Source organism: Roseovarius aestuarii, assembly GCF_019966515.1.
GTDB lineage: Bacteria > Pseudomonadota > Alphaproteobacteria > Rhodobacterales > Rhodobacteraceae > Roseovarius > Roseovarius aestuarii.
On the sequence record NZ_JAIMIB010000020.1, the window covers coordinates 1 to 20,963 of the forward strand.

Consider the following 20,963-nt stretch of genomic DNA (forward strand, 5'->3'; position numbering starts at 1 on the left):
CCAAACTGAACGCCACTGTCGAACTTACCGTATTCGTTGGCGACTTCACCGTTGATGTTGGTGAAATTGTCGACCTTTGTAACACCATCGGCCTTGAATTTCGTCCCGGTGACATCGTCTCCTGTTACGGTCAGGCCATCCGCGATGCTGTCATCTGCAAGATCAAAGAAGATTGCGTTCAGATCACCAATAGAACCGGTGTCATCCAATACTAAAAGGTCGAATTTCAGACTTCCGTCTGGTTGTTCAGTGACCGTGATACTGACATTGACGTCTCCACCCAGCGTAAATGAGAGAGTGCTCATGGAATGCTGTCTCCTAAAGTCCGTTTGTTCCTGGACGGACTTCTTAAGCGGTTGGCGCTGCAAGAATGAGGCAGCCAGGCGGCAATACTGCGGCGACAATTTCAAAATTCGAATAATATGATTTGAACTTGAGGTGCAATAACAGGATCAGTCGGGACTGCCTGCCGTCCGTCGCTTACGTGACAATGGCCGCATTCAGCATCCCGTGCAGAGGGCGTCACACAGGCTGCCAGAGACGCCATACGGGGCACTGAACTGGATAGATATGGCCGGAAGAACCTGTCATTGATTGGCCAGATTTGAAGTAAATTAACAGCGTTTGCCTAAATTATGCCACATTGCCGTGCACATTAGGCCACGTTCGGTGGGGGCACTGAACGAGGTTGTTATGAATATCTGGGAAGACTCACATCCTAAAGATGACCAAATGAAATGGTCAGAATGGACTATGCACCCCAAAAAACAGCCGGTGAAACTGGAGCACTACACTTCTGCAATTGTGCTCGTAACATCTGCTATCTATGTCATGGGTTTCGTTGGCGCATAAGCTCAGACTCTCTGAGAAAGCAGCGAAGAATTCCACTTGTTTTGTCCTGTACTTCGTCAGCGGCGGAAACTGAATCGGTATCTTAGTCTATAGCTTGAATTAATACCGGTTCCCCTTTTCGGGAAGAGGGACCGAGCTGGGCAGAGGTGCTGTGGATGATTCTTTGCGCCATCCAAATATTGGGCGCCCACGAAAGGCGGTTCCACAATACGGGAATACCCGAATAGCCGAGCAGCCACTGTCACTATAAAATAGGGCATCTTTTTAGAACATTGGTTTTTGATTATGCCTAAAACAAAATATCCCTATTCCGCGCATTTGAGTTCCTTTGCCCGAAAATTGAAACTCGAACCTGATGCAAACGAAAGCCGAAGCGAAGCCACACTAGATTGCCCCGAAACACTGGAACAATTTGAAGAGGCAATTTTGGAGCTGTTTTCTCCAGCCCCGGAAAAGAACACAAAACTACATTGAATTAGCCTGGCCTTGAGTAGCGGACCGAAGCTAGGGGAACTGGGCAAATTTCCCGGTTGAATGCTTTTTTCTATTCCAGCGTAAGGATTCCCTGACTTTTAGTGCACTCAGGGAACAGCTATTCTTCATTCACTTACAGTTTACAACCCGTCGCATATGCGGACTTTCATATGCACCTCCCTGTTGGACTGACTCCGGTGCGATCCGGGGTCTTTTTTTGGCCAGGTGGATTGGTGGATGGCGGCTTTGCGGATAGAGCGGTCATTCATCTCAGACCCTTGGGACAACACGTTTTGTTCCGCTCTGAGCTCAGAAAATGGGCGCAGACTTCTAACCTATTTCCGAAATTGCTCACCTTTTTCATCACTTTTATTGCAGTGAGCAGTTGTACCCGTTCTTGGGGGCCTGTTTGGGTTTCAGGCACATCACTGGGGCCACCCGCAGATGCACGAACTTCATCTGCTTCACCAAATCTCCGTACTTCTGGGTGAAAATGGCTTTCACACGTCTGACAGCGGCATCGCGTTCAGCCTTGCTGCCCTTGATATAGAAAGATTCAATAAAAACAGTACCCGGCCCAATATCTGCCAGAAGCGTTTCCTGTGGCTTACCTTGTTCGAGGTAATATTCAGTAAAACCACCTGCCTGAGATTTGACCCATGCATAGCGTCCCGGTGTTTTAGCCTGACCCCAATGGATCATATATTTGAGCTTACCGGCTTTCACCCAATCCGCATCGCTACTGATAATCCCATTTTGGAATTTGTACTTTTGATTTCGCTTGCAGAATTGCTGAAACGACTTCCCGGTCACCGGACAAAACTCGACTGACTTCAGATGCGTCCGACCGCCAACCTCGTGAACAAAGACTACCGAACTCGGGCTACCCTTGTATCTACCTTTTGCATCCGCAGTAATTGCGACCAACATGAAAAGACATATTGTGGCAAAGCACCTTGCAAAATTCGTCATGAAGCCTCTCGCGCTTGTATTTTCGGAAAACTGTCAAACGCGATAAATGCAGTCAAGGCGTAACCATCTGGCAAAGCAGCTCGGTCATTTTCGAGTTGAACGGCAGCTTCGCGGGATTGCTGTTGTTCGGAATTCCTATAATCAATAAAAGCAACCGAAACTGGGAAAAGGCGAATGACTGAAAAATCTGACAGGACGGTTGGTGAAGTGCGTTTGTCTGGGCGTTTGATCTGCGCTTCTGAGAAAGACGCTAAAATCGTGCGAGACTACCTTCCAGAGCATGTTCGCTTAACCAGAAAAGAACCTGGCTGCATCTCATTCGAAGTTTCCAAAACAGATGATCCGATGATCTGGCGCGTGGAAGAATGCTTTCGTGATCGAAAAGCATTCGAGCTTCACCAACAAAGAACGCGCTATTCAGCTTGGTGGTTTGCAACGGCAAGCATTCCGAGGGAATACAAAGTCACCGGCTTGAAATGACGGTTTGGACGAATGTCTTCATCGGGCTCTGAGCCGTCCTGCGGCGATGCGGCGGCTGTTCGCTGTCCTGGACATTCGTCAGCGTACCGGCAGATGGCTGGAGCCAGCCCAGAACTGCCCTTCATAAAGTCCGGCACCTGCTCAATCGTTGTCAAGCCGCCAGTAGTTCAATCTCCAGACGCGTCAGCATTTCGTGCGCTACTGTCTTGCGCAGCTCTTTGCGTGTCAGAACCCGTGCCGCGCGCGCTCCGTATGCTTTTTCGCAAGGGCCGCTGATCAACTCGGGAAACGCGGCATACAGATTCATGCGGCTATATAGCGATAACATTTCCAGTGCCATCGGGCCGGGGTAGAAACTCTCACTCGGGATTTCGTTTGAGATCAGAGTTGCGTGCTTGTCCAGCAGGACATGAACGTAGGTCACCTGCTTCCGTCCCCGCGCAAACGAGGCCAGACGTGTCTCTTCCGCCAGATGTTTTGCCCGCACATAGACGGGCTCGCCTGATTGTTCATCCTTCATAAGGATGCAATGTTGTGGTGATACAATCAGGGGCCGTCGGTTTCCGAGACTGCCGGGTTTTAACCGTACAGGCATTACGTTTTCCGGCAAGGGCGCCGTGCCCTCTCCCAGGTCCGAACTCGCAATCCAACGAACTGGCAATGGCCCGTATTCAAGAGTTGTAACCAGATCACCTTCGCGCAGCTCTTCAACGGCAATCTTCCCCCACGGAGTTGCAATCTGCGTCCCTGATGTAAAGCAGGGGATGCCCATCGCGTTTAGTTCTGGCGCGCTATCGACTTCTGACGGCAGAACACCTTGTAAGGTGACGCTTTCGCCATTCGGAAATGTCAGGATTGCGTCACCGGTGCCATCACCGTTGGTGTCGGTCACGACCACATCCCAGGCATTGACAGGATTACCCTCGGTATCGGTTAGGCCGGTGACGTTGAGCTGATCGACCGTTGTGCCGTCACCGCTGTCGGTCAGGTCGAAATCCGAGACCGTGTCGGTGCCGGATCCATCCGCGAGAACATAATCGTCGGCCCCGGTGCCGCCGGTCAGACTGTCGCTACCGCTGCCACCAACCAGCGTGTCACCTCCGGTACTGCCATCCAGTGTGTCGTTATCCGTGCCACCATAGATGGCGTCATCGCCACTACCGCCAGTCAATTGGTCGTGTCCGCCCAGCCCGTACATTATGTTCTGGTGATGGGGTCCGGTAACAGTATCGTCCCCGGTATCGGAGCCGATGCTGATACCGATCGTTTCGCTATAGGTCAACGCGCTTGGGTCGGTGACCTCAACGGTGACCGTATCGCTGTAAGCGGTTGACGCATCATGATCGCCCACCAGCGATATTTCACCGCTATTGGCGTCGATGGTGAATTTCCCGCCCGCGTCGTCTGTCAGTACGAAGGTGTGTCCGATATCGCCATCGGCGTCGATGACATTAGTGACATCCGCCACGATGGTACCGGCCTCGATTGCGGGCACTGTTCCGCTGCTCCCAAGCGTGGTGACTTCGCTTGACGTCAGCGGCTTGTCAAAAATCTTGACCGAGTCAAGATCGCCACCGAAAAAACGGTCGGCATTCAGGTCCTCACGGGCACCAAGGAAAAGGTTGCCAGAAGGGTTGAAGCTGTCACCACCGCGGCTGTCGCTGTTCTGCTCCACTCCGTCCAGATAGACCTTGGAACCAACCCCGCTTTCGACTGTTAGCGTATAGGTATGCCACTGGCCATCGCTGACAATGCTACTGATGTCGAAATCCAACGCAAAATTATCCAGCGTATCGTCATTGTCGCGGATGACTGTACGCAGGACGTTGGGATCGGTGCCGTGGCTGGCCTCGTTGATGAATATGTTGAGGCTGTTGGTGCTGTTAATGTCACCATGGCTGTAGATGTACTGGAAAAGGCTGCCGGTAGTGTCGTCGATCTTGAACTGGAATGAAACGGTAAACTCGTCGTTCATCGTCACGTCGGGAACTTCAACGTAATCGTCAATTTCGTCAAAGCTTAATGCGTTACCGTCATTGCCCGCCACTGTGGTCGCACCATTGACTGTTCCATCATTCCCGCCAGCGCTATCGACCGCATCGCCTTCAAGCTTGTATTCGTTGGTCAACCCGTCCGGTACCACCTCCTTCTCAACGGTCGCGACATTGGCGTTGCCGCCGAAGGTGATGTCGGTTGTTCCGTCATAGTCGGTGGTTCCCGCTTCGATGATGTTCTCGATTTCCGAGAAACTGATCGTGTCAGACCCGTCAGATACAGTCCCCGATTCTTCACCGGTATAGGTGATCGTGATTGGCTCGGTGACGCCGGAGAGATCGAGCGTGTCTTTGTCGGTGCCGCCTTCGCCGCCAACAATCGTATCGTTACCGAACCCGTCGGAGAGATTGAATGTATCAGCATCATCGCCACCTTCGATACTGTCGGCGCCAGAGCCCCCGTCAAGCGTATCATCACCTTCTTCGCCATAGATCAGGTCATCGCCAGCCCCGCCATCAATGCTGTCATTTCCGGGGACGGGCGCTGGTTCGCTGGGAACGAATGTGATGTCCGAGATGCCGTAATCCGAGCCATCGGTCAGGTCAGTTTGGATCAGAGCCGTAAAGACAATCTGATCAAAATCCCCATGACCGGACACCAGAATAGTGTCATTCCCAGTGCCGGTTGAATCGGTGAAATCGGCCTCGTATACCAGCGCGCCGTCGTTATAGAGCGCATAATGGCCGACTTCACCAAAAGCAGCGGTTTGCAAGCTGAGCGTCGTGAAAGTCAGCTCATCAATCGGATGATCGAAATCGACGATCAGTTTTTCACTGAGACCGGATGACTTGTCATAGGCGATCTGGGCATCAACACCACTATCTGTGTCGGAGACAGCGCCGCTAGCGCCAAAAGATCCGGCATAGGTGCTGATATTCGAAACATCAGCGCTGGTCAGCACACCGCCGACGACATTCTGGGCAGTGACAGTGAACCCGCTGGACGTGTCTGTATAATTTGATGTTGTGATTGACACTGGCGACATGGCCAATTCATTCGGGTCTGTGTCGCCATAGAGCACATCATCGCCCGATCCGCCGTCAATCGTATCGGCCTCCCCCCCGCCATAGACGGTGTCGTTTTCCAGGCCTGCAGTGATGCTGTCATCGCCAGCTCCAGCGCTGATTACGTCTTCATGTCCAAGCGTACCGGTCCCATCTCCGCCATCGACAACCTCGCCATCATCATCGGTATAGCCATTATCAATGACATCATCACCGTCGGTGCCCATAATGGTGCCATCGCCTGATGACGTATAAACTGGTGCGCTGGTAACGGTAGATGTTGTGATGAAATCAACGATCCCGTAATCAGGTACGAAATAGACATTGCCGTCATCGGCTAGCCAGTAGTCACCCGGTTCAAGCTCATTCGTATAAGGAAATCCGCCGGCTTCGCCGGTCCATGTCCACTGGCCGCTGCCCAAGCCGGTTGGATATGCCCCATCGGCAGTAAACGAGATTGCACCACCGCCGATGACATCGCCAGAGTCAAGGCTGCCATCTCCCAGTGTGACTAGATAACCCGTTGGCATTTATCAATCTCCACAATATTCCAACAAACCTTCGGGAGCAGAGTTCATTGTGAAACATGATCAATTGAGCGCCTGATCCCGCTAGCCGGAATAAAGAATGCTTGTTTCTATTCAGTAGATTCTGAATTGGTTTTTTCGGCTAATTTTATCTAATTTACTCGGGCTTTTGGTTCCGACCTATCGTGCGACTGAATGACGAGAGCAAATGCGATGTCGATATCCAATCTGGGAACCAAGTTTCTTTAAATCGGGGATTTACGCTATTCCACTTCCAAACGAGGGAAGCTGCGTGCAATACGGGTCGATTTTGTTCAAAATACCGCGCAACGGAATCATGAGTTTCCATAACGGCTGTACTTGAACAGTGTTGACGGCGCTTCAAAATATCCAATAGTGCTTTTCCCGCTTAGGAATGACAGGCTGTATACCAATTGCAGTCGAACTGACGAGGAGGTCAGCGCTTACTTCAACCTGTATTATCCAAGCGCTTGGTCAGTTCAAAGCCTTCTTCGATTGGATCAACCCGTCGGTTACACCACTTGGTCTCCAACAGCCAGGAAACCTGTTCGGCCGGCACTGCCTTCTCGAACAGGAATCCTTGGCCCAACGAGCAATCCAACGATTGTAGATAGCCGAGGTCATCCGCAGACTCGATACCTTCTGCTGTTACATCCAACTCAAGCCCATTCGCGAGCGTCATGATACCTGCAACGATTTTTTGGTTCTGTGGTTCGGCAGCTATATTTGTGACAAAGCTTCGGTCAATCTTGATCCGGTCAAATGGCAGTTGCCGAAGGCTCGCAAGGCTCGAATACCCAGTCCCAAAATCATCAAGTGCCACTGCCACGCCAAGTACCTTCAATGCATCTAGTTTTGCTCGTGCTACGTTAAAGTCGTGGATGACGGCACTTTCCGTTACCTCGATTGTCAGACGCCTCGCATCAAAATTACATTCCACCAAAATCTCGTTGATTTGTTCCACGAGCTTTGGATTGTGAAATTGGTAAGGCGAAACATTGAATGAAATTGAAAGGCGCGAATCCCAATCACACGCTGCCGTGCAGGCTTGTCGCAGTATACTAAGCCCCAAGTCACCTATCTGGCCGCTGTCTTCTGCAATTTCTATGAACTTACCGGGTGGAATTTGTCCGCGAGTCTTATGCTTCCAACGAGCTAAAACTTCAAACCCTGTGAGCGTTTTGGATTCAATTTGGATGATCGGCTGAAACCACGGTTCGATTTCTGATTTGACAATTGCTTCCCTTAGATCGGCTTCGATTTCCGCACGTTCATGTGATTGTTGATCCAATTCCGCGTCATACCAGGCGAATTGACCTCTTCCCTGGTTCTTTGCTCTATACAAAGCTTTATCTGTCCGGCGTATCGCATCGGCACTAGTCAAATTTGAGTCCCAACTAACCAAACCGATGCTACAGCTAATGAAAATTTGTCTATTTTCAAACTTTATAGCTCTTTCCATAGAAAGCAGCAGTCGCCGTGCAATGCGTTCGACCTGAATTGCATCAATGGGGCGTTCAAAAATTACCGCAAATTCATCACCGCCCAATCGCGCGACGACACTACCGGAACCTACTTCAGCTTTTAGCCTGTGCGCCACTGCTTCAAGAGTTGCATCCCCCGCAGCATGGCCGTGTAGATCATTTACGGGTTTAAACCTGTCGAGATCAATCATAGCGATAAATTGCTCGTCCGCGTTTGAATTCTGAGCAGCAATCTCTTCCAGTGTGGACGAGAAAGCACGTCGGTTCATCAGACCCGTCAACGGATCATGGCGTGCGTTTTTCTCGGCGCGCTGACGTTGAAACTCGCGCTCACGTACGGTTCTCTTCAGTCGTTGTCCTTGAAAAAAAACCGATAAAACTAGGGCGATTGTGAGGTTAACAATGAGTAGCGCGAATTCATCAAGATCCCATTCCTCATGGGCGCGGCTAAACTCGTAAAACCGCTCGAACAGCTCCATCTCCGCTAGGATCAACCATGTAGCAATTGCGGTGATAAAAAACGACGCCGGTATTGCAGAACTTCTTATTAATGAATGAAGTGACGTTGATGCCATTTTTTTACTCGTTGTGCTCACTAAGCTTCATGGCAAGTTGCAGTGAAGTCACCTGCATTACGGTAAATTATCGCAGCAGAATCTGTTTCAAAATTTAGCTGTTGCTTGTTGCAGTTCGGAAATTGTCGATACAGGCAATGTGGACGCGTCAGAACAATGTTTCATATTCTGGGCTCTTTTGTGAGTCTTTCTAGGAATATTTTCGAGGGGCAGTTCTCGGCAAAACAGTCATTCTCGAAATCTGTTCGGACGGCTGGTTTGTCCGGCCTTATGTATCAAACGCACCAACATTCTATCTGAACAATCATGCCGCGTGAATCCATAATAGGGCATGGAACACACGATATTCGGACTGATCAAGAAACGCGGCGAGATAGCAGGCCAGCACAAGGCCGCTGTAAAGGCCGCTGACGCCCTTAAGGCCGATCTGGACGCCATAGACCGTGCGCTGGTGCTGTGCGGCTATGAGGATGATCCCAGAGGCATTGCGCCGCGCGGAAAGTACAAGCAGCTATTCGGGCGCAATGAGTTGAAGCTGACAATCATCAACATGCTGCGGGAAGCCCCTGCGGATGATGAAGTAATAGCGGCGCGGATCATTGAGGCGAAGGGCTGGGGCGATGATATGCACGCCGATGTACTAAAGCGGGTGCGGGATGCGTTGCAGCGTCAGCAAAAAGACGGGCATGTGGTGCAGGACTTTGGGCCGGATGGGTGTTTGTGGCGTTTAGTTAGATAAAATCGTCAGGAGTTTTTGGAAACGGTGAATCGACGCCCAAACGTCGGTCAAGGTATGCTACCACGCTATGGCAGAGTGGCTCGTCGTCAGGAATTCCTACCTGTTTCACAGACTTTCCGTCTGGGGCAGTGATTCGCACAATGGACTTATTGCCCGAATAACCCTCATCGACCCGACATTCAGCATTCAACCGCGCCCAATCACAGTATTCCCTTAGTTTGGGCGACGGTCCGAATGGTGATGACATTTATTCTCCGCTTTCAGGCGGCCTTGAGGAGTCTATACTCTCGAACACCACCAGCCTGCTGTATGGCTTGATCCCACAGGTTGTGGAATCTTTCTGGCGCAGGGTCAATAGCTTGCGAACCATCAAGTTCAGCATCGATCAAGCAATTCATCCGATCTTGCAATTTTTCCATGTCTGGGGCTTGGGTGCAGATGTCATACTCCAAGCACTGTGCGACAAGCATGTCTTCACATTTAGATACGATAATCCGCAAGGATTCTGAGTTGGACATGGGGAAACTCCAATAAAAATTTCTTGTGCTAGAACATAGCACACGCACACTTACAAGTAGTTCATATACGTCAGTTTGTTCTATTAACGACCTATTTGTCAAAAGTGTGACTCCACGTCACATTCTAAGCCGCCCGCTGCCAATATCCTTTCCAGTTCCGACTTACCGGCGATCCCATCGCGTTGCTCACGACGATCCGCGCCAGTGTGCCGTTGTCGGTGCGGCGGTTATCTTCCAACCATGCAGCGTGGTTCGCATACTGATAAAGGTACTTCGGGCTAACGTGGTGGTGTTGGCCTTGAACCATCCGACGCAGGCGCGAGAAATAGCTTTCAACCATGTTGGTGTGCTTGCCGTGATCGCTGTAGATCTCGGAGTGGTTCACGCGATCAACATGGTATCCCATGTGCAACTCATCCCAATGGCTTGCCTCATCCGCTGACATGGTGGACAGGCGCGATACGTTCTCGTTAGCCAATGCAACGCCCTCGGCCTCAGACTGACCCACGAACGGCAGTGTGCGGCCCTCACGCTCACGCATGGCGATCACAACGCGGCGCTTGCCAGTCTGGTGGCGCTTCAAGCGGCGGTCCTTGCGGTCTGCCTTGGCGTTCTCAGGGCGGATATGACCGCCGAAGTATGCACCATCAATCTCGACATGGCCTTCCAGAACTTCGCCAGTGTGGACTTCCAGTGCCATAGCTTCGCGCAGCTTGTGGGCCAACACGAAGGCTGTCTTGTACTGGCAGTCCAGATCACGCGACAACTGCACCATACTAACGCCCTTGGATGCGTTCACGATGATGCAGATCGCCGCCAGCAGGTCTACAAAGTCCATCTTGCGCGAGGCAAAGATTGTACCACTGGTCACGCTGAATTGGTGGCGGCACGCCTTACACTTGAACTTGCGGCGCGTCGTGATTTTGTACGCTTCATCAAATCCACAGCATGGGCAAACGGCTTCGCCATCCGTCTCAGGCCAGCGCATCTGGCAGAACGTTTCATAGGCAGCATCTTCGCCAGCTTTGTAAATCGAGCGCAGTGAAAGCGACCGAGATGCTGCTGAGAGAAGGAAGTGCTGTGCCATTTTGTATCACCGTATAACGTGCTTGTGCATCATATATGGTGACATTGCGTAATGACTTCAAGTGCTATAGCATCATAAATGATGATTTTAGCACCTTAGGAGATGATTGTGCCGGAAAGAACTGACTGGGAAGAGAAGGCAAAGGGTATTTTGCGATCTGAGATGGCGAGGCACAGCGTTACCTATGCTCAACTTGTCGAGAAACTCGCCAAAAAAGGAATCGAAGACAACGAACGCAACCTGCGCAATAAAGTAAGTCGGGGAAAATTTACCGCAGGGTTTTTGCTACAATGTCTTTCCGCACTTGGATGCACGTCTTTGCAATTGGAATAACCTTTGGCCTATCGTCAAATGCTCAGGGCAATGTTGAGCAACCAGAAAGTCAGCCAGAACCCACTAAACAGGATACCGCAGAACAAACCACCGTAGACCCAGATGTGACAGCGCCATCGGTTACCGCCCCAGCTAGCGAAACCAGCAGCGAACATGATGCAAGCGCAACCGCCCAAAGCTATGAGCAAGCGTATCAAATACCCGAAATCATTCTTGGGGATGGCTGGGCACAATGGGCAATGGCCTTTCTCGCGCTGGCGGGCGTTATTATAAGCGCTTGGGCTGTTTGGCTTTTGAAAAAGACCCTTAGTGCTACCATTGACGCCGTTAAAGAGGGTGAGAAGGCTACAGCAGCTTCCCTCGAAGCCGCTCAGGCCGCCAATGAAGCCAACCAGATCATGAGGATGGAGAAACGACCTTGGGTCACGCTTATCCACGAGGTCGCGTGCGATGTTCATTTTGATAGAGACAACTTTCGAATTGCATGGAACTACAATTTTGAAAATAAAGGTTTGTCGCCTGCATATGATGTTGTTCTGGAATGGAAGCCCGTCAAGAACTGGCGACACACAGGCATTGAAAGCGCCATTCGGGAATTCGCTGAGGAAGCTGTGACCCGTCGATCCGGGTCTCGAACACCAGTCCTGTTCCCGGGTGAAACCACCAAGAAACTTAGGTACAAGAGCGTCGGGGTGCACAATTACCTGGACGGCGCGGGCCACATAGCGGAAGCCGAACCGCTGCTCCTGGTGTGCATCAGTTATCGTCTCGGGTTGGGGTCGAACGAAATGGGTGTTGAAACTCGCGTGTTTGCATTCGAAACACGCGATCAGCCCCTCGGACCCTTCACCGCACGGATGCTGGAATACAGTTTCGCCAGATACATCAATTAGGGCAAAGGCCGCCAGCGCCAGAACCTTAATCATCGCTCACACCTTGGTGCGTTTGATACATAAGGCCGGGTTTGTCCGCAGATTGTCTGTTCGCCAGTCTAAAATGCTGCGCAGTGCACCAAGGCCGGCTTTCGGGAAGCTGGTGTCGTGAAATTGGACCGTCGCGAATGGCCGGTTTGGGCCGAATACACCAAAACTGAGTGCATTAGCTTCATGTAATTGCACTGACATACTTGACCTTAGAAAAGCTATGAAATAGGTCATGGTTCGGTTGCGCGGGCGTTGTGTAGTGGTAAGACCTTAGCCTTCCAAGCAAACTGCCTATTTTTCCTCTCGTTTCATTTCTGTTCTTAGTCTTTCTTTTTATTGACGTTTATGTGTCTTCGTGTTGCACTTGAATTCATATCGTTTCAGTTCAATACCGACAAAAAACAGACAAAATGCCGAAGCTCACAGAAACCTACGCTCGCAAGATTTCCCAGACAGAAAACGGCACCAGCAAGTACTGGGACAACGAGATCAAGGGGCTGGTTCTCTTCGTCGGAAAGAAATCGAAGACTTGGTACTTCCAGAAAGACGTGGGTGGTCAGACACGGCGGGTATTGATCGGACGCTTCCCATTGATTTCCGCAGAAGCAGCCCGGCAGACTGCGCTCGGGTTAGCTCTGGAATGGGGTCGAGGGGCCGGTAAACAGATCCAAATTGGGGCCCCTGCCCTACAGGATGCTCTGGAAGCCTATCTGGCGCGCCCGAAGCTTCGCTCTGAGACACATAAATCCAGTATGCGCCAACAGTTCTCACTTCACCTGAAAGATTGGCTGCGCCTACCTCTGGATGAATTCACCAAAAGCATGGTGGTCGACAGGCATCGGTCCATGGCCAAGACCCCTTCAAACGCCAACCACGTACTGAAGTACTTTCGAACTGTCTGGAACCACGCGAGGCGTACATACGATTTGCCTGAATCTCCGACCATGGCGATCGAGTGGTTCGACGAAACGCCACCGGGAACAATCATCGAGGACCTCAGGCTTTGGCGCAAGACGATCAACGGGCTCCAAAACCCGATCCACAAGGTCTTCTATGAGTTATTGCTGTTCACCGGGCTTCGGAAAACCGAAGCAATGACCCTCGAATGGGCGAACGTGCATGAAGATCACATCCATTTGCCGATGACCAAGAACGGACGCAGCTTCGATCTTCCGATCCTTCAATGTCATCACGAGATACTGGCACCGGTTCGTGGACTGAACGACCGTTGGGTCTTCCCTTCTCCTAAAGGACCCCATGGGCGGCTTGGCGCGCCCAAGCGGATAAAGTGGTGTCCTCACGACCATCGCCGTACCTTTGCAACCGTTGCAACGGAAGCCGGCGTGTTGGAGGAAATCGTGGGGCGGCTTCTAAATCACACGCCATTGTCGATCACAGGCCAGCGATATGCGAAACCCTCCCTCGATGCTCTCAGGCCGGCGATGAAAACCGCATGTGATGAATTGGCGAATAGATGCAGGGGTGAGGCATGACCACCTATGACGAATATAATGATGAGTTTGATGATGAAGTGCTCGAGGGGATCGCATTGTTGGAGAAGCATTTCCCAGACGCGGATATCTGGCCGGGGCACGATCTTTTCTTCACCAGAGAATGGCTCTCGGCAGGCGAGCTCACGCCCGTTTCCGAGCACGCAGTCGAAGAAAAGAAACTCATCGAATTCGGCAAGGCTGTCAGACATCTCTGGGATGTCTATTCGTCGATGTCCCTGCAAACCCGAAAGGCGATGACTGTCGGCACAGATTTACGAACCTACAGCTCGAAACACGAGACTGCGGATCTGACCCATAACGGGCAAAGTGGAGAAGACTCGCACGAAGGGTACGCCACATTGCCATCATATGCTCGAATTCGGCTCAACCTGCTGAATGAACTGGTGGGGTTCTACGCCGCCGTCCACGGCGAATACCCGGCGAAATACAAAAACGCCCTGGGAGATGTTCCTGAAATGGGTCTGATTGCGCACGGAGTGAAGAACATCCGGAATCTGCAGAACCTTCATCACAAACGTCGCGATGCTGAGTTTCAGCAAAAGCACCTGCTCATCCGCATCGCCCGCGAAGCATGGGAACGTTACACCGGTGCGCCAGCCCCCATAAAGGGAACAAACGAAAGATATTACGATTTTCTGGATGATTTGTTGCGGTTGGTGGGCAAACTAGGCGAGCCCGGTTGGACAATTGAATCCCTGATGGATGCGCATGCGAAATTCGAATCTTCCGAAGTAGCGCATTTGGGGGGCGATAGCGCCTGATTAACCGACTTATCGCGCCCTGAAAAAATGAGCGCGTTTTGACATGGTTTCCTCAAATTAACTGTCCGGGGAAACCAGATGACACAACACAACACCCGCACGCATGACTTTGCACCGAGCACGATGCGCCCGGCGGAAGCCGCCAGATATGTAGGCGTTTCAGCATCAAAACTTGCCAAGCTGCGGCTGCCGCACAACCGGCAGAACGGTCCGGCCTTCATCAAGCTCGCCGGATGCGTCCTCTACAGGCAGTCCGATCTGGACAGATGGCTGGATCGAAACACGATAAACGGCTCGACCAGGGGCGTGGCCGGTTGACGTCCTGCAGTCATCATATCTCAGCTGTTGTCCGGGTCAGGCGCCATGACTGAGGCCGCGAAGAAAATTTCATTGATCGACAAGTGGAAGGCAGTGGGCCGTGCGACCACGGATGCTCGCCTCAACAACACAGATGCTTGTGTCTTTTTCCGATTGCTTTTTCACCACAACTCAAAAACCGATCTTTGCTTTCCAAGTCAGGAAACGCTGGCAGATGCGCTTAACACCAGTGCCAGGACAATTCGCAGTTCCATCAAGAAGCTGGAGCAAAGCAAATATTTGAAAAAGTTAGGCCAGAGGTCTGGCGGCGGCAGCAACAGGTACGCACTCAACATCATCGGGTCGGAAGATTTTTTCCAGGCAGGCGGAAAGAAATTTCCAGAACAGCGGAAGAAATCTACCGACGATACAATGAAAGAAAAAAGGAAAGAAACAGGCAAGAGTGCCGGCGAGGGAAAGGAAAGCACCAAGCTCAGAGGTCCCTCGCCCAAACCACCGGCTCCGCCCAGTCGCAACCCGGGAGAGTTCCAGGCCAAACTGGTCAAGTTGTTTGGTGGAATTCAAGAGGGTTGGGACGTGTTGATGGAAGTACCGTCAGATCTGCTCGAGGAGCTGGAAGCGGCCTATCTCGCAGAAGATATGGAAACCCACACAGCCAGAGACCGAATACTCAAGCACCTGAGCGAGACCTGACAGTATCACGACCAATCAGTGCTTCAATTTACTAGACAACTGAAAGGCATGCACATTCCGCCAAATGATTGACGCGTTGAGTTGTGCTCCCTTGCACCAGCGAACCAACCGAACCCAAACCTCGACGACCTGTTACAATCAGATCGGCTCCGCAAGCCTTTGCACAATCGACAATATTCTCTGCGGGATCACCAACGTTTATATGAGTTTCAGCGATTGCCTGTTTTAATTCTTCCGCAACCGCCCTGCCCGCGCTGATAATTTTCTCACCGGCTTCCTGCACTTCGGCAGCAGAGGGCATCGTGGTAACTGCGTGATAGCCCGCAACAGCTCCCAGCGCAAAGGCGACCGATTGAGGTTGCGGCGTGTGGACGAGATGCATGTCAGATCCATATTTCTGAGCCAGATCACAGGCCAGACGCAACGCATTTTCCGAAGAATCTGAACCATCAAGACCAACAACGATTTTCCTGAACATTTCTATCCCTCGCTTGTTTGAGCGGGATACACGATAGCTTCAGAGAAAACCGAGCACGTTGATGTGAATCAATGCAGTTGATTAGGATATACCCTCAATTAAATGACCAAATACTCATAGATTCCATAGACATCTGTCTCGTGACGTAGGTCAAAGACAATCCGGCATCTCCCCGCCAAACTCGAGGAAAAAGGAGGCCGAAAATGTTGATCCGAATGGTTTTGACTTTAGCGACCGTCGCCGGAGCTGTCCTGGCACAGGGTTCTGAATTGGATGATGGCCGGGATCTCTTCCTATACTTCTGCGCCGAATGCCACGGAAAGGATGTGGCGAGTGTTGGGCCTTTAGCTGAGATACTGGCAATAGAACCACCCAACCTTACCAACCTGGCCAAACGCTATGCCGGAACTTTTCCGACTGACGTCGTTGCCATGCAGGTCGATGGGCGCATTCCAGTTGAAGCTCATAGTTTTATGCCCGTTTTTGACCCCTCGTTGGACAGCGATCAGATGGTTGCCCTCAAATTACCAAGCGGGCAACCATTGATGGTATCTGAGCAACTCGCTAATTTGATATTGTACCTGCAGTCAGTGCAAACGGTGACAGAAAACGCTGAGTGAACGACCGTTATGCCTTTAAGATCTATGTCTGGGCGGCGCGAGCGCAAATCGGTCCAATCTGACCCCGGGGGGGAGGGTCAGAAACAAAACCCAATCACCCGGGGACCGGAGAGGGAGCCTTTTTCTGCACAAAACGGAAATTGAATAGAGAAATACACATGAGTCAAAATGGCCAAAGCGGCGATTGATCGGGCGAACAGCGAAAACCTGGTTCGAGCCCACGGCGGCAATCTCAAATTCTCGCTGCGCGCGCTTGCAGCACGAAAGATGCCGCAGATACGAAGGGCTTTGCGCCAATATGCGGCAGAAAAACCGGCCATTTGGAGTAGAAGCAGCATAGATCGAGCGGCTAAGGATCAAGACGCGGGAGATTGTGTTGAAAAAATCTTTCTTGCTTGAGACCTAAGCAGCTGATTCAATTGCGTACAACGAGTTGGAGGGTCGGCCGATGTTGGGACCGAAGCAGGAAGCGCAGGCAGCGTTGTTCTACGAGTTTTCGCTGGAGGATCATGTCCCGCAAGATCACTTGCTGCGTTCGATTGATCGGTTCGTTGATCTGAACAGCATCCAAGTTCATCTGGCGGAGTTCTATAGCCATACTGGCCGCCTGTCAGTGATCCAGAACTGATGATCCAGATGCTATTGGTTGGCTACTGTTTTGGCATTCGGTCGGAGCGGCATCTGTGCGATGAGGTAAACTTGAACCTGGCATACCGATGGTTTTGTCGCCTTGATCATACCTACCACATTCTGGATCATTCCACCTTTTCCAAGAACCATCATGGCCGGTTCCGCGAGAGTGACCTGTTGCGCCATGTGTTCGAGACGACTGTTGCCCGCTGCATGGAAGAAGGGCTGGTCGGCGGGCAGGGGCTTGCCGTGGATGCCACTCTGATCGTTGCTGATGTCCAGAAGCAGAGCTCCGGCAACCCGGAAGACTGGGCGGATAGCCGTCTCAGTCTTAGCAGTTTGTCCTTAATCGAAGAAGCTGCTCGACCCTCGAGACAAGATGCTTGAGGCCGCTCGATTGCTGCTCGGCCGCTTGGTTTGCAGCAAGCTCGAGGTTTTTGAGAACCAGCGTAGAAGACCAGCCGCCTCGATTGAGCGCCTCGGCTTTCAGAATCCGGAGGTGGACATCGAACCACTGTTCCTTCGTTCGCTCGGAAACCGATAGCCCCTGATCGCAAGTAGCAATCGTCTGGTCCCAACGCTCTTCGGCAAAATCCGCTTCTGCCAGGAAGAGATGGTAAATGGGCGTGAAGATGTACTGTTCCTGCTCCTTCGCGAGTCGAAACGCGAGCTGGAGCGACGCGCGGCCACGGTCGATCTCGCCGTACTGGACATGCGCGCCGCCCAGAAATCCCAGGCCTACTGCTCGGAACGACGGCGCCCTGTGCCCCTCGGACATCGAAACCACCTCGCTCGCGCAATATCGGAGCCGCTCACGATGCCCGAGCAGCAACTGTGGAATGCAGCCGCCATAGACCATGGCGATGAAACGATTGTGCACGCTAGCGGATGCGTTGCCTTCTTGGATAACCTTGTCGCTGAGCCGTTCGGCATCTGACGCGTTCCCCCCATGCCATGTTGATATGGCAAGCTGTGCGCGGGTGTTGAGGAGCCGGTTTGACATCAGATCGCGTACGCCGCCCTCTACCTTTACCTCCGCGAGCGTCGCCAGAGCTATTCGTCCGTGTCGATCGGCATCTCGAAACCGTCCAAGAGCATTATAAATGCCGACAACCGAGCGATGGGCATTGAAGACATCCTGCGGCGTCAAGATCTCCTGCGTCAGCGTACGCTCCATATACTCCTCGGCAATATCGAGTGCACGTTTGAATTCTGCCCGGTTGAAAAGACATGCAATCAGACCTCGTATTATGACATCGGCGTTCTTGGTCGACCCGGTCTCCTGCATGAGCGCGCGACACGTCTCAAAGGCATCACGGGTTTGGCTCGCGCCATAACCGAAAATTGCGAAGCTCGACTGCCCGTATAGTACCCATAGGTCGAGCGCGTGCGCGCTCGACGCTTTGCCGGTGCGCGCCAGAAGGTCTAGCGCTCGCTTCGAGCTACAGGACGCTTCAAAATGGGCATGCCGTCTCACCGATTTCATGCTGGCCCTGAAGTAGTACTCGATTGCCTCGTCGAAGATTTCCGCGCGCTCGAAATGCTGCGCGACGATTTCAGGATGCGCTTCGGCAAATGCCTGCGACCCGGAGAGGAGCGTAGACGCTATCCGCCGATGCAGTTCATGCCGATGGCTGATCAGGAGAGTTTCGTAGATTACCTCCTGAAGCAGCGCATGTGTGAATATATAGGTCGTGTTCGCCGGCGTGCCGTGGCGGCTGATCAGACCCGCATCGATACTCCGGCTCAGCACCTCGCCGATATCGGGTCCCACATCGTCCAGGATCTCGCGCACGAGGTCAAGCGTGAAGGTCCGTCCAACCGCTGCGCAAGCCTGTAGGAATCGTTTCGCAGGGCCGAGGCGATCGATCCGCGATACGAGCGAGGCGCGTAGCGAGTTCGGCACATCGACCGCGCCCTGCAGCGCGCCTGCATCGAGGGTGCACTCACTTTTGGCCTCGATAGTCGACCGTGCGAGTTCCTTGGCGAAGAGTGGGAATCCGTCAGAGCGGTGGACGATGGCGTCGATCTCCGTCTCTGTCAGCCGGCCTTGCGGATCAGAGTAGCGCACGAGAGCAGAACAGTCCCGCGGATGCAACGCGGTGATCGCGATGTGGCGGATCCGATCCTCGTCGCGCAACATCGAATGGAGCGGCAGTCGCGATGTCATGAGGACGAGGATAGGCAAAACCGAGATCCGCACTAGCAGGTTGTCGATGAGCTTGAGAGTTGTATCATCGATCCATTGGATGTCTTCGATTAGGATGAGAAGCGAGGCGTGGGTCGAGACACTCGCAACATAGTCGAGAAAGAGCGTCGTTACGTTAGCGAGACGCTCCTCTGGTATGGTCTCTCCCCGGTTCGAAGTCGACAATGCCGGGTCGAACAGAGCAGACAACTCCGCATCGATCGCCGCAATGGCCGGATCAAGGCCGCGCCCGTGCAATCTTTGTGATGCCGCGCTAGAGGAACTGGAGCCGAGCGGGTTCTCCCGCTCGCCAATACCGAAAAGCGCTGCGATGGGAAAGAGGCTGCTGTGGATATGATCGCGCAAACAGGACATGCGGATGATTGAATGCTCTTCGCCGTCGATCAGGTCGCCCAACTCCTGGACAAGCCGTGTCTTACCGATTCCGGCGTCGCCTGACACCACGAGTGCTTGCCCCTGGCCTTCGCGAGCGTCGCGCCAGGCCGAGAGAACCGACGCGCATTCGCCCGGCCGGCCGATGAGGGGCGCAGGCTTGCATGTGCCGGCCGTTTGCTCGCCGACAGTGGCGCTCGTCTCGCCTATGACCCGCCAGACTGGAACCTCTGCGGACAAGCCCTTAGGGCGGTGGAAGCCAAGATACTCAAGATCGAATAGCTCCTCGATCTCCGCCTTTGTCGTGGCGTCGATCAGGAATTGGTTCGACTCCGCGAGCTCCTGCAATCGGGCGGCAAGGTTGGGGGTGAGACCCGCCATGAAGCCTGATAGTCGAGCGCACTCGTCTGCCATTTCTCCGACTACGGTCAGGCCTGTAGCAATTCCGATCCGGATCGATAAAGGCTCACCGTCCGGCTTCTTAAGCGCGTTGCAGGCCTTGACGATTGCCAAGCCGGCCCGAATCGACCGCGCCACTTGATCTCCATACCCCACGGGCCAGCCAAAGCATGCAAGGACGCCATCGCCTTGATATTGCTGCGTATACCCGCCAAATGCGTCAAGATATCTTCGGGTGGTAGACAGAAATTCGTAACAGAGCTTCTGAAAGGACTCGGGGTCCATCCGCTGGGACATCTCGGTCGAGCCGACCAAGTCGCAAAAGAAGACAGTGAGTTGGCGGCGCTCAAAGGGAAACGGTTCCGCCTCAGGACTGCGATCAGTGAGCGGGTCTCCGCGAAGTTCGGCAATAGCGGAGCCCAGTTTCCGGCGCGCGCCAATCGACAGCCCCATCTCCACGAGGTCAGCTTCCGTGATGCTATGCGCTACATCGATGTCGATCTCGTTCGCTCGAAAGAGCGGCTCGTACGTCTCGAGACCGTGGCGTGTCAACCATCGACCGATCGACCGGTGCGGGCTAATTCTCCGGAATGTCAGGCTGTTCTTGCGAATAGAGGCCATGACACTAGGAGCCACATCCTTGAAGCGACGGCCAGCTGGATGAAATCGACGCAAAAAGCCCCATGTCTTTCGGCTGTAGGATCATCGCTGCCAAACCAGACCATGTCTGCATTGGTTGATACTATGTCGCCTATTCTCTCCCCTGACAAGGAGCATGTAGCGGCGGCAAGTCTTTGAGCCGAGAGGCAGCGAGCCAGCAAACCGGTATCACCCCTTGTAAAAAGTGCTTTATTGGTGTGATACCTTTCTGGTAAAATAGCGCTCATGCTCCGATGCGCTTTCTCAATCACCGTAGGAATTTTGA

Annotated in this window: 18 protein-coding genes and 1 pseudogene; 11 read left to right on the forward strand and 8 right to left on the reverse strand. The window is 52.7% G+C overall.

Going from position 1 to position 20,963, the window contains the following annotated elements; translation table 11 throughout:
• Window positions 1–305, reverse strand: a 305-nt coding sequence (locus LC334_RS19035; RefSeq protein WP_223413079.1) for a hypothetical protein, incomplete at its 3' end; no start/stop codon positions are given.
• A gap of 1,390 nt (window positions 306–1,695) precedes the next feature.
• The gene (locus tag LC334_RS19040; RefSeq protein ID WP_085801905.1) at window positions 1,696–2,256 is read right to left on the reverse strand and encodes a hypothetical protein; all 561 of its coding nucleotides are present in this window, start codon (window positions 2,254–2,256) and stop codon (window positions 1,696–1,698) included.
• Between the two features lie 216 nt (window positions 2,257–2,472).
• Here LC334_RS19040 and LC334_RS19045 point away from each other — a divergent pair, with 216 nt between their 5' ends.
• The gene (locus LC334_RS19045; protein WP_085801906.1) at window positions 2,473–2,778 is read left to right on the forward strand and encodes a putative quinol monooxygenase; all 306 of its coding nucleotides are present in this window, start codon (window positions 2,473–2,475) and stop codon (window positions 2,776–2,778) included.
• Window positions 2,779–2,929: 151 nt separating this feature from the next.
• Here the strand turns inward: LC334_RS19045 and LC334_RS23110 are convergent, their stop codons facing one another.
• Both LC334_RS23110 and LC334_RS19065 read right to left on the reverse strand, forming a co-directional pair.
• The gene (locus LC334_RS23110; RefSeq protein WP_085801907.1) at window positions 2,930–6,367 is read right to left on the reverse strand and encodes a Hint domain-containing protein; all 3,438 of its coding nucleotides are present in this window, start codon (window positions 6,365–6,367) and stop codon (window positions 2,930–2,932) included.
• Between the two features lie 466 nt (window positions 6,368–6,833).
• Window positions 6,834–8,444 carry a putative bifunctional diguanylate cyclase/phosphodiesterase gene (locus LC334_RS19065; protein ID WP_085801908.1) on the reverse strand — a complete coding sequence of 537 codons (1,611 nt, stop codon included), beginning with the start codon at window positions 8,442–8,444 and terminating at the stop codon, window positions 6,834–6,836.
• A gap of 331 nt (window positions 8,445–8,775) precedes the next feature.
• Here LC334_RS19065 and LC334_RS19070 point away from each other — a divergent pair, with 331 nt between their 5' ends.
• On the forward strand, window positions 8,776–9,183 hold the full coding sequence (locus tag LC334_RS19070; RefSeq protein ID WP_085801909.1) for a hypothetical protein: 408 nt from the start codon (window positions 8,776–8,778) through the stop codon (window positions 9,181–9,183).
• Window positions 9,184–9,443: 260 nt separating this feature from the next.
• On the opposite strand, the gene LC334_RS19075 is transcribed toward LC334_RS19070, so the two are convergent.
• Together LC334_RS19075 and LC334_RS19080 are read right to left on the reverse strand one after the other, a co-directional pair.
• Window positions 9,444–9,701 (reverse strand): hypothetical protein, encoded by a 258-nt coding sequence (locus LC334_RS19075; RefSeq protein ID WP_085801910.1) that lies wholly within the window; start codon window positions 9,699–9,701, stop codon window positions 9,444–9,446.
• A 124-nt stretch (window positions 9,702–9,825) separates the two neighbouring features.
• Entirely contained in the window at window positions 9,826–10,788 is a 963-nt protein-coding gene (locus LC334_RS19080; RefSeq protein ID WP_085801911.1) for an IS1595 family transposase, read from the reverse strand.
• Window positions 10,789–10,950: 162 nt separating this feature from the next.
• On the opposite strand from LC334_RS19080, the gene LC334_RS19085 reads away from it, so the two are divergent.
• The 6 genes from LC334_RS19085 (at window position 10,951) to LC334_RS19110 (ending at window position 15,330) form a co-directional block, all read left to right on the forward strand.
• The gene (locus LC334_RS19085; protein WP_263286570.1) at window positions 10,951–11,121 is read left to right on the forward strand and encodes a DUF6471 domain-containing protein; all 171 of its coding nucleotides are present in this window, start codon (window positions 10,951–10,953) and stop codon (window positions 11,119–11,121) included.
• On the forward strand, window positions 11,079–12,014 hold the full coding sequence (locus tag LC334_RS19090) for a hypothetical protein (RefSeq protein WP_139836495.1): 936 nt from the start codon (window positions 11,079–11,081) through the stop codon (window positions 12,012–12,014). Before LC334_RS19085 ends, LC334_RS19090 begins: the two co-directional genes overlap by 43 nt.
• Window positions 12,015–12,454: 440 nt before the next feature.
• A complete protein-coding gene (locus LC334_RS19095; protein ID WP_085801914.1) occupies window positions 12,455–13,537 on the forward strand; it encodes a tyrosine-type recombinase/integrase in 1,083 nt (360 codons plus the stop codon).
• The gene (locus LC334_RS19100) at window positions 13,534–14,319 is read left to right on the forward strand and encodes a hypothetical protein (protein WP_085801915.1); all 786 of its coding nucleotides are present in this window, start codon (window positions 13,534–13,536) and stop codon (window positions 14,317–14,319) included. Before LC334_RS19095 ends, LC334_RS19100 begins: the two co-directional genes overlap by 4 nt.
• 78 nt (window positions 14,320–14,397) lie before the next feature.
• On the forward strand, window positions 14,398–14,637 hold the full coding sequence (locus LC334_RS19105; RefSeq protein WP_085801916.1) for a helix-turn-helix domain-containing protein: 240 nt from the start codon (window positions 14,398–14,400) through the stop codon (window positions 14,635–14,637).
• Between the two features lie 45 nt (window positions 14,638–14,682).
• On the forward strand, window positions 14,683–15,330 hold the full coding sequence (locus tag LC334_RS19110; RefSeq protein ID WP_085801917.1) for a helix-turn-helix domain-containing protein: 648 nt from the start codon (window positions 14,683–14,685) through the stop codon (window positions 15,328–15,330).
• 31 nt (window positions 15,331–15,361) lie between these two features.
• Here LC334_RS19110 and LC334_RS19115 read toward each other — a convergent pair whose 3' ends face one another.
• Complete coding sequence (locus LC334_RS19115) at window positions 15,362–15,808, reverse strand: universal stress protein (RefSeq protein WP_085801918.1); 447 nt, start codon at window positions 15,806–15,808, stop codon at window positions 15,362–15,364.
• 203 nt (window positions 15,809–16,011) lie between these two features.
• Here LC334_RS19115 and LC334_RS19120 point away from each other — a divergent pair, with 203 nt between their 5' ends.
• The 3 genes and pseudogenes from LC334_RS19120 to LC334_RS19130 form a co-directional block, all read left to right on the forward strand.
• Window positions 16,012–16,428, forward strand: a complete 417-nt coding sequence (locus LC334_RS19120; protein ID WP_085801919.1) for a c-type cytochrome — start codon at window positions 16,012–16,014, stop codon at window positions 16,426–16,428.
• 168 nt (window positions 16,429–16,596) lie between these two features.
• Window positions 16,597–16,827, forward strand: coding sequence for a hypothetical protein (locus LC334_RS19125; protein WP_085801920.1), 231 nt, complete (start codon window positions 16,597–16,599; stop codon window positions 16,825–16,827).
• 49 nt (window positions 16,828–16,876) lie between these two features.
• A pseudogene (locus LC334_RS19130) lies at window positions 16,877–17,352 on the forward strand (transposase); the annotation flags it as partial.
• A 37-nt stretch (window positions 17,353–17,389) separates the two neighbouring features.
• Here the strand turns inward: LC334_RS19130 and LC334_RS19135 are convergent.
• Window positions 17,390–20,659: an ATP-binding protein gene (locus LC334_RS19135; protein WP_085801921.1), complete on the reverse strand. Its 3,270-nt coding sequence runs from the start codon at window positions 20,657–20,659 to the stop codon at window positions 17,390–17,392.
• Window positions 20,660–20,963 lie beyond the last annotated feature (304 nt).

Bases quoted from the DNA above. Each gene is read 5' to 3' on its own strand.
- LC334_RS19040 (WP_085801905.1), bottom strand. From the start codon at position 2,256: ATGTTGGTCGCAATTACTGCGGATGCAAAAGGTAGATACAAGGGTAGC.
- LC334_RS19045 (WP_085801906.1), top strand. From the start codon at position 2,473: ATGACTGAAAAATCTGACAGGACGGTTGGTGAAGTGCGTTTGTCTGGG.
- LC334_RS23110 (WP_085801907.1), bottom strand. From the start codon at position 6,367: ATGCCAACGGGTTATCTAGTCACACTGGGAGATGGCAGCCTTGACTCT.
- LC334_RS19065 (WP_085801908.1), bottom strand. From the start codon at position 8,444: ATGGCATCAACGTCACTTCATTCATTAATAAGAAGTTCTGCAATACCG.
- LC334_RS19070 (WP_085801909.1), top strand. From the start codon at position 8,776: ATGGAACACACGATATTCGGACTGATCAAGAAACGCGGCGAGATAGCA.
- LC334_RS19075 (WP_085801910.1), bottom strand. From the start codon at position 9,701: ATGTCCAACTCAGAATCCTTGCGGATTATCGTATCTAAATGTGAAGAC.
- LC334_RS19080 (WP_085801911.1), bottom strand. From the start codon at position 10,788: ATGGCACAGCACTTCCTTCTCTCAGCAGCATCTCGGTCGCTTTCACTG.
- LC334_RS19085 (WP_263286570.1), top strand. From the start codon at position 10,951: ATGGCGAGGCACAGCGTTACCTATGCTCAACTTGTCGAGAAACTCGCC.
- LC334_RS19090 (WP_139836495.1), top strand. From the start codon at position 11,079: ATGTCTTTCCGCACTTGGATGCACGTCTTTGCAATTGGAATAACCTTT.
- LC334_RS19095 (WP_085801914.1), top strand. From the start codon at position 12,455: ATGCCGAAGCTCACAGAAACCTACGCTCGCAAGATTTCCCAGACAGAA.
- LC334_RS19100 (WP_085801915.1), top strand. From the start codon at position 13,534: ATGACCACCTATGACGAATATAATGATGAGTTTGATGATGAAGTGCTC.
- LC334_RS19105 (WP_085801916.1), top strand. From the start codon at position 14,398: ATGACACAACACAACACCCGCACGCATGACTTTGCACCGAGCACGATG.
- LC334_RS19110 (WP_085801917.1), top strand. From the start codon at position 14,683: ATGACTGAGGCCGCGAAGAAAATTTCATTGATCGACAAGTGGAAGGCA.
- LC334_RS19115 (WP_085801918.1), bottom strand. From the start codon at position 15,808: ATGTTCAGGAAAATCGTTGTTGGTCTTGATGGTTCAGATTCTTCGGAA.
- LC334_RS19120 (WP_085801919.1), top strand. From the start codon at position 16,012: ATGTTGATCCGAATGGTTTTGACTTTAGCGACCGTCGCCGGAGCTGTC.
- LC334_RS19125 (WP_085801920.1), top strand. From the start codon at position 16,597: ATGGCCAAAGCGGCGATTGATCGGGCGAACAGCGAAAACCTGGTTCGA.
- LC334_RS19135 (WP_085801921.1), bottom strand. From the start codon at position 20,659: ATGGCCTCTATTCGCAAGAACAGCCTGACATTCCGGAGAATTAGCCCG.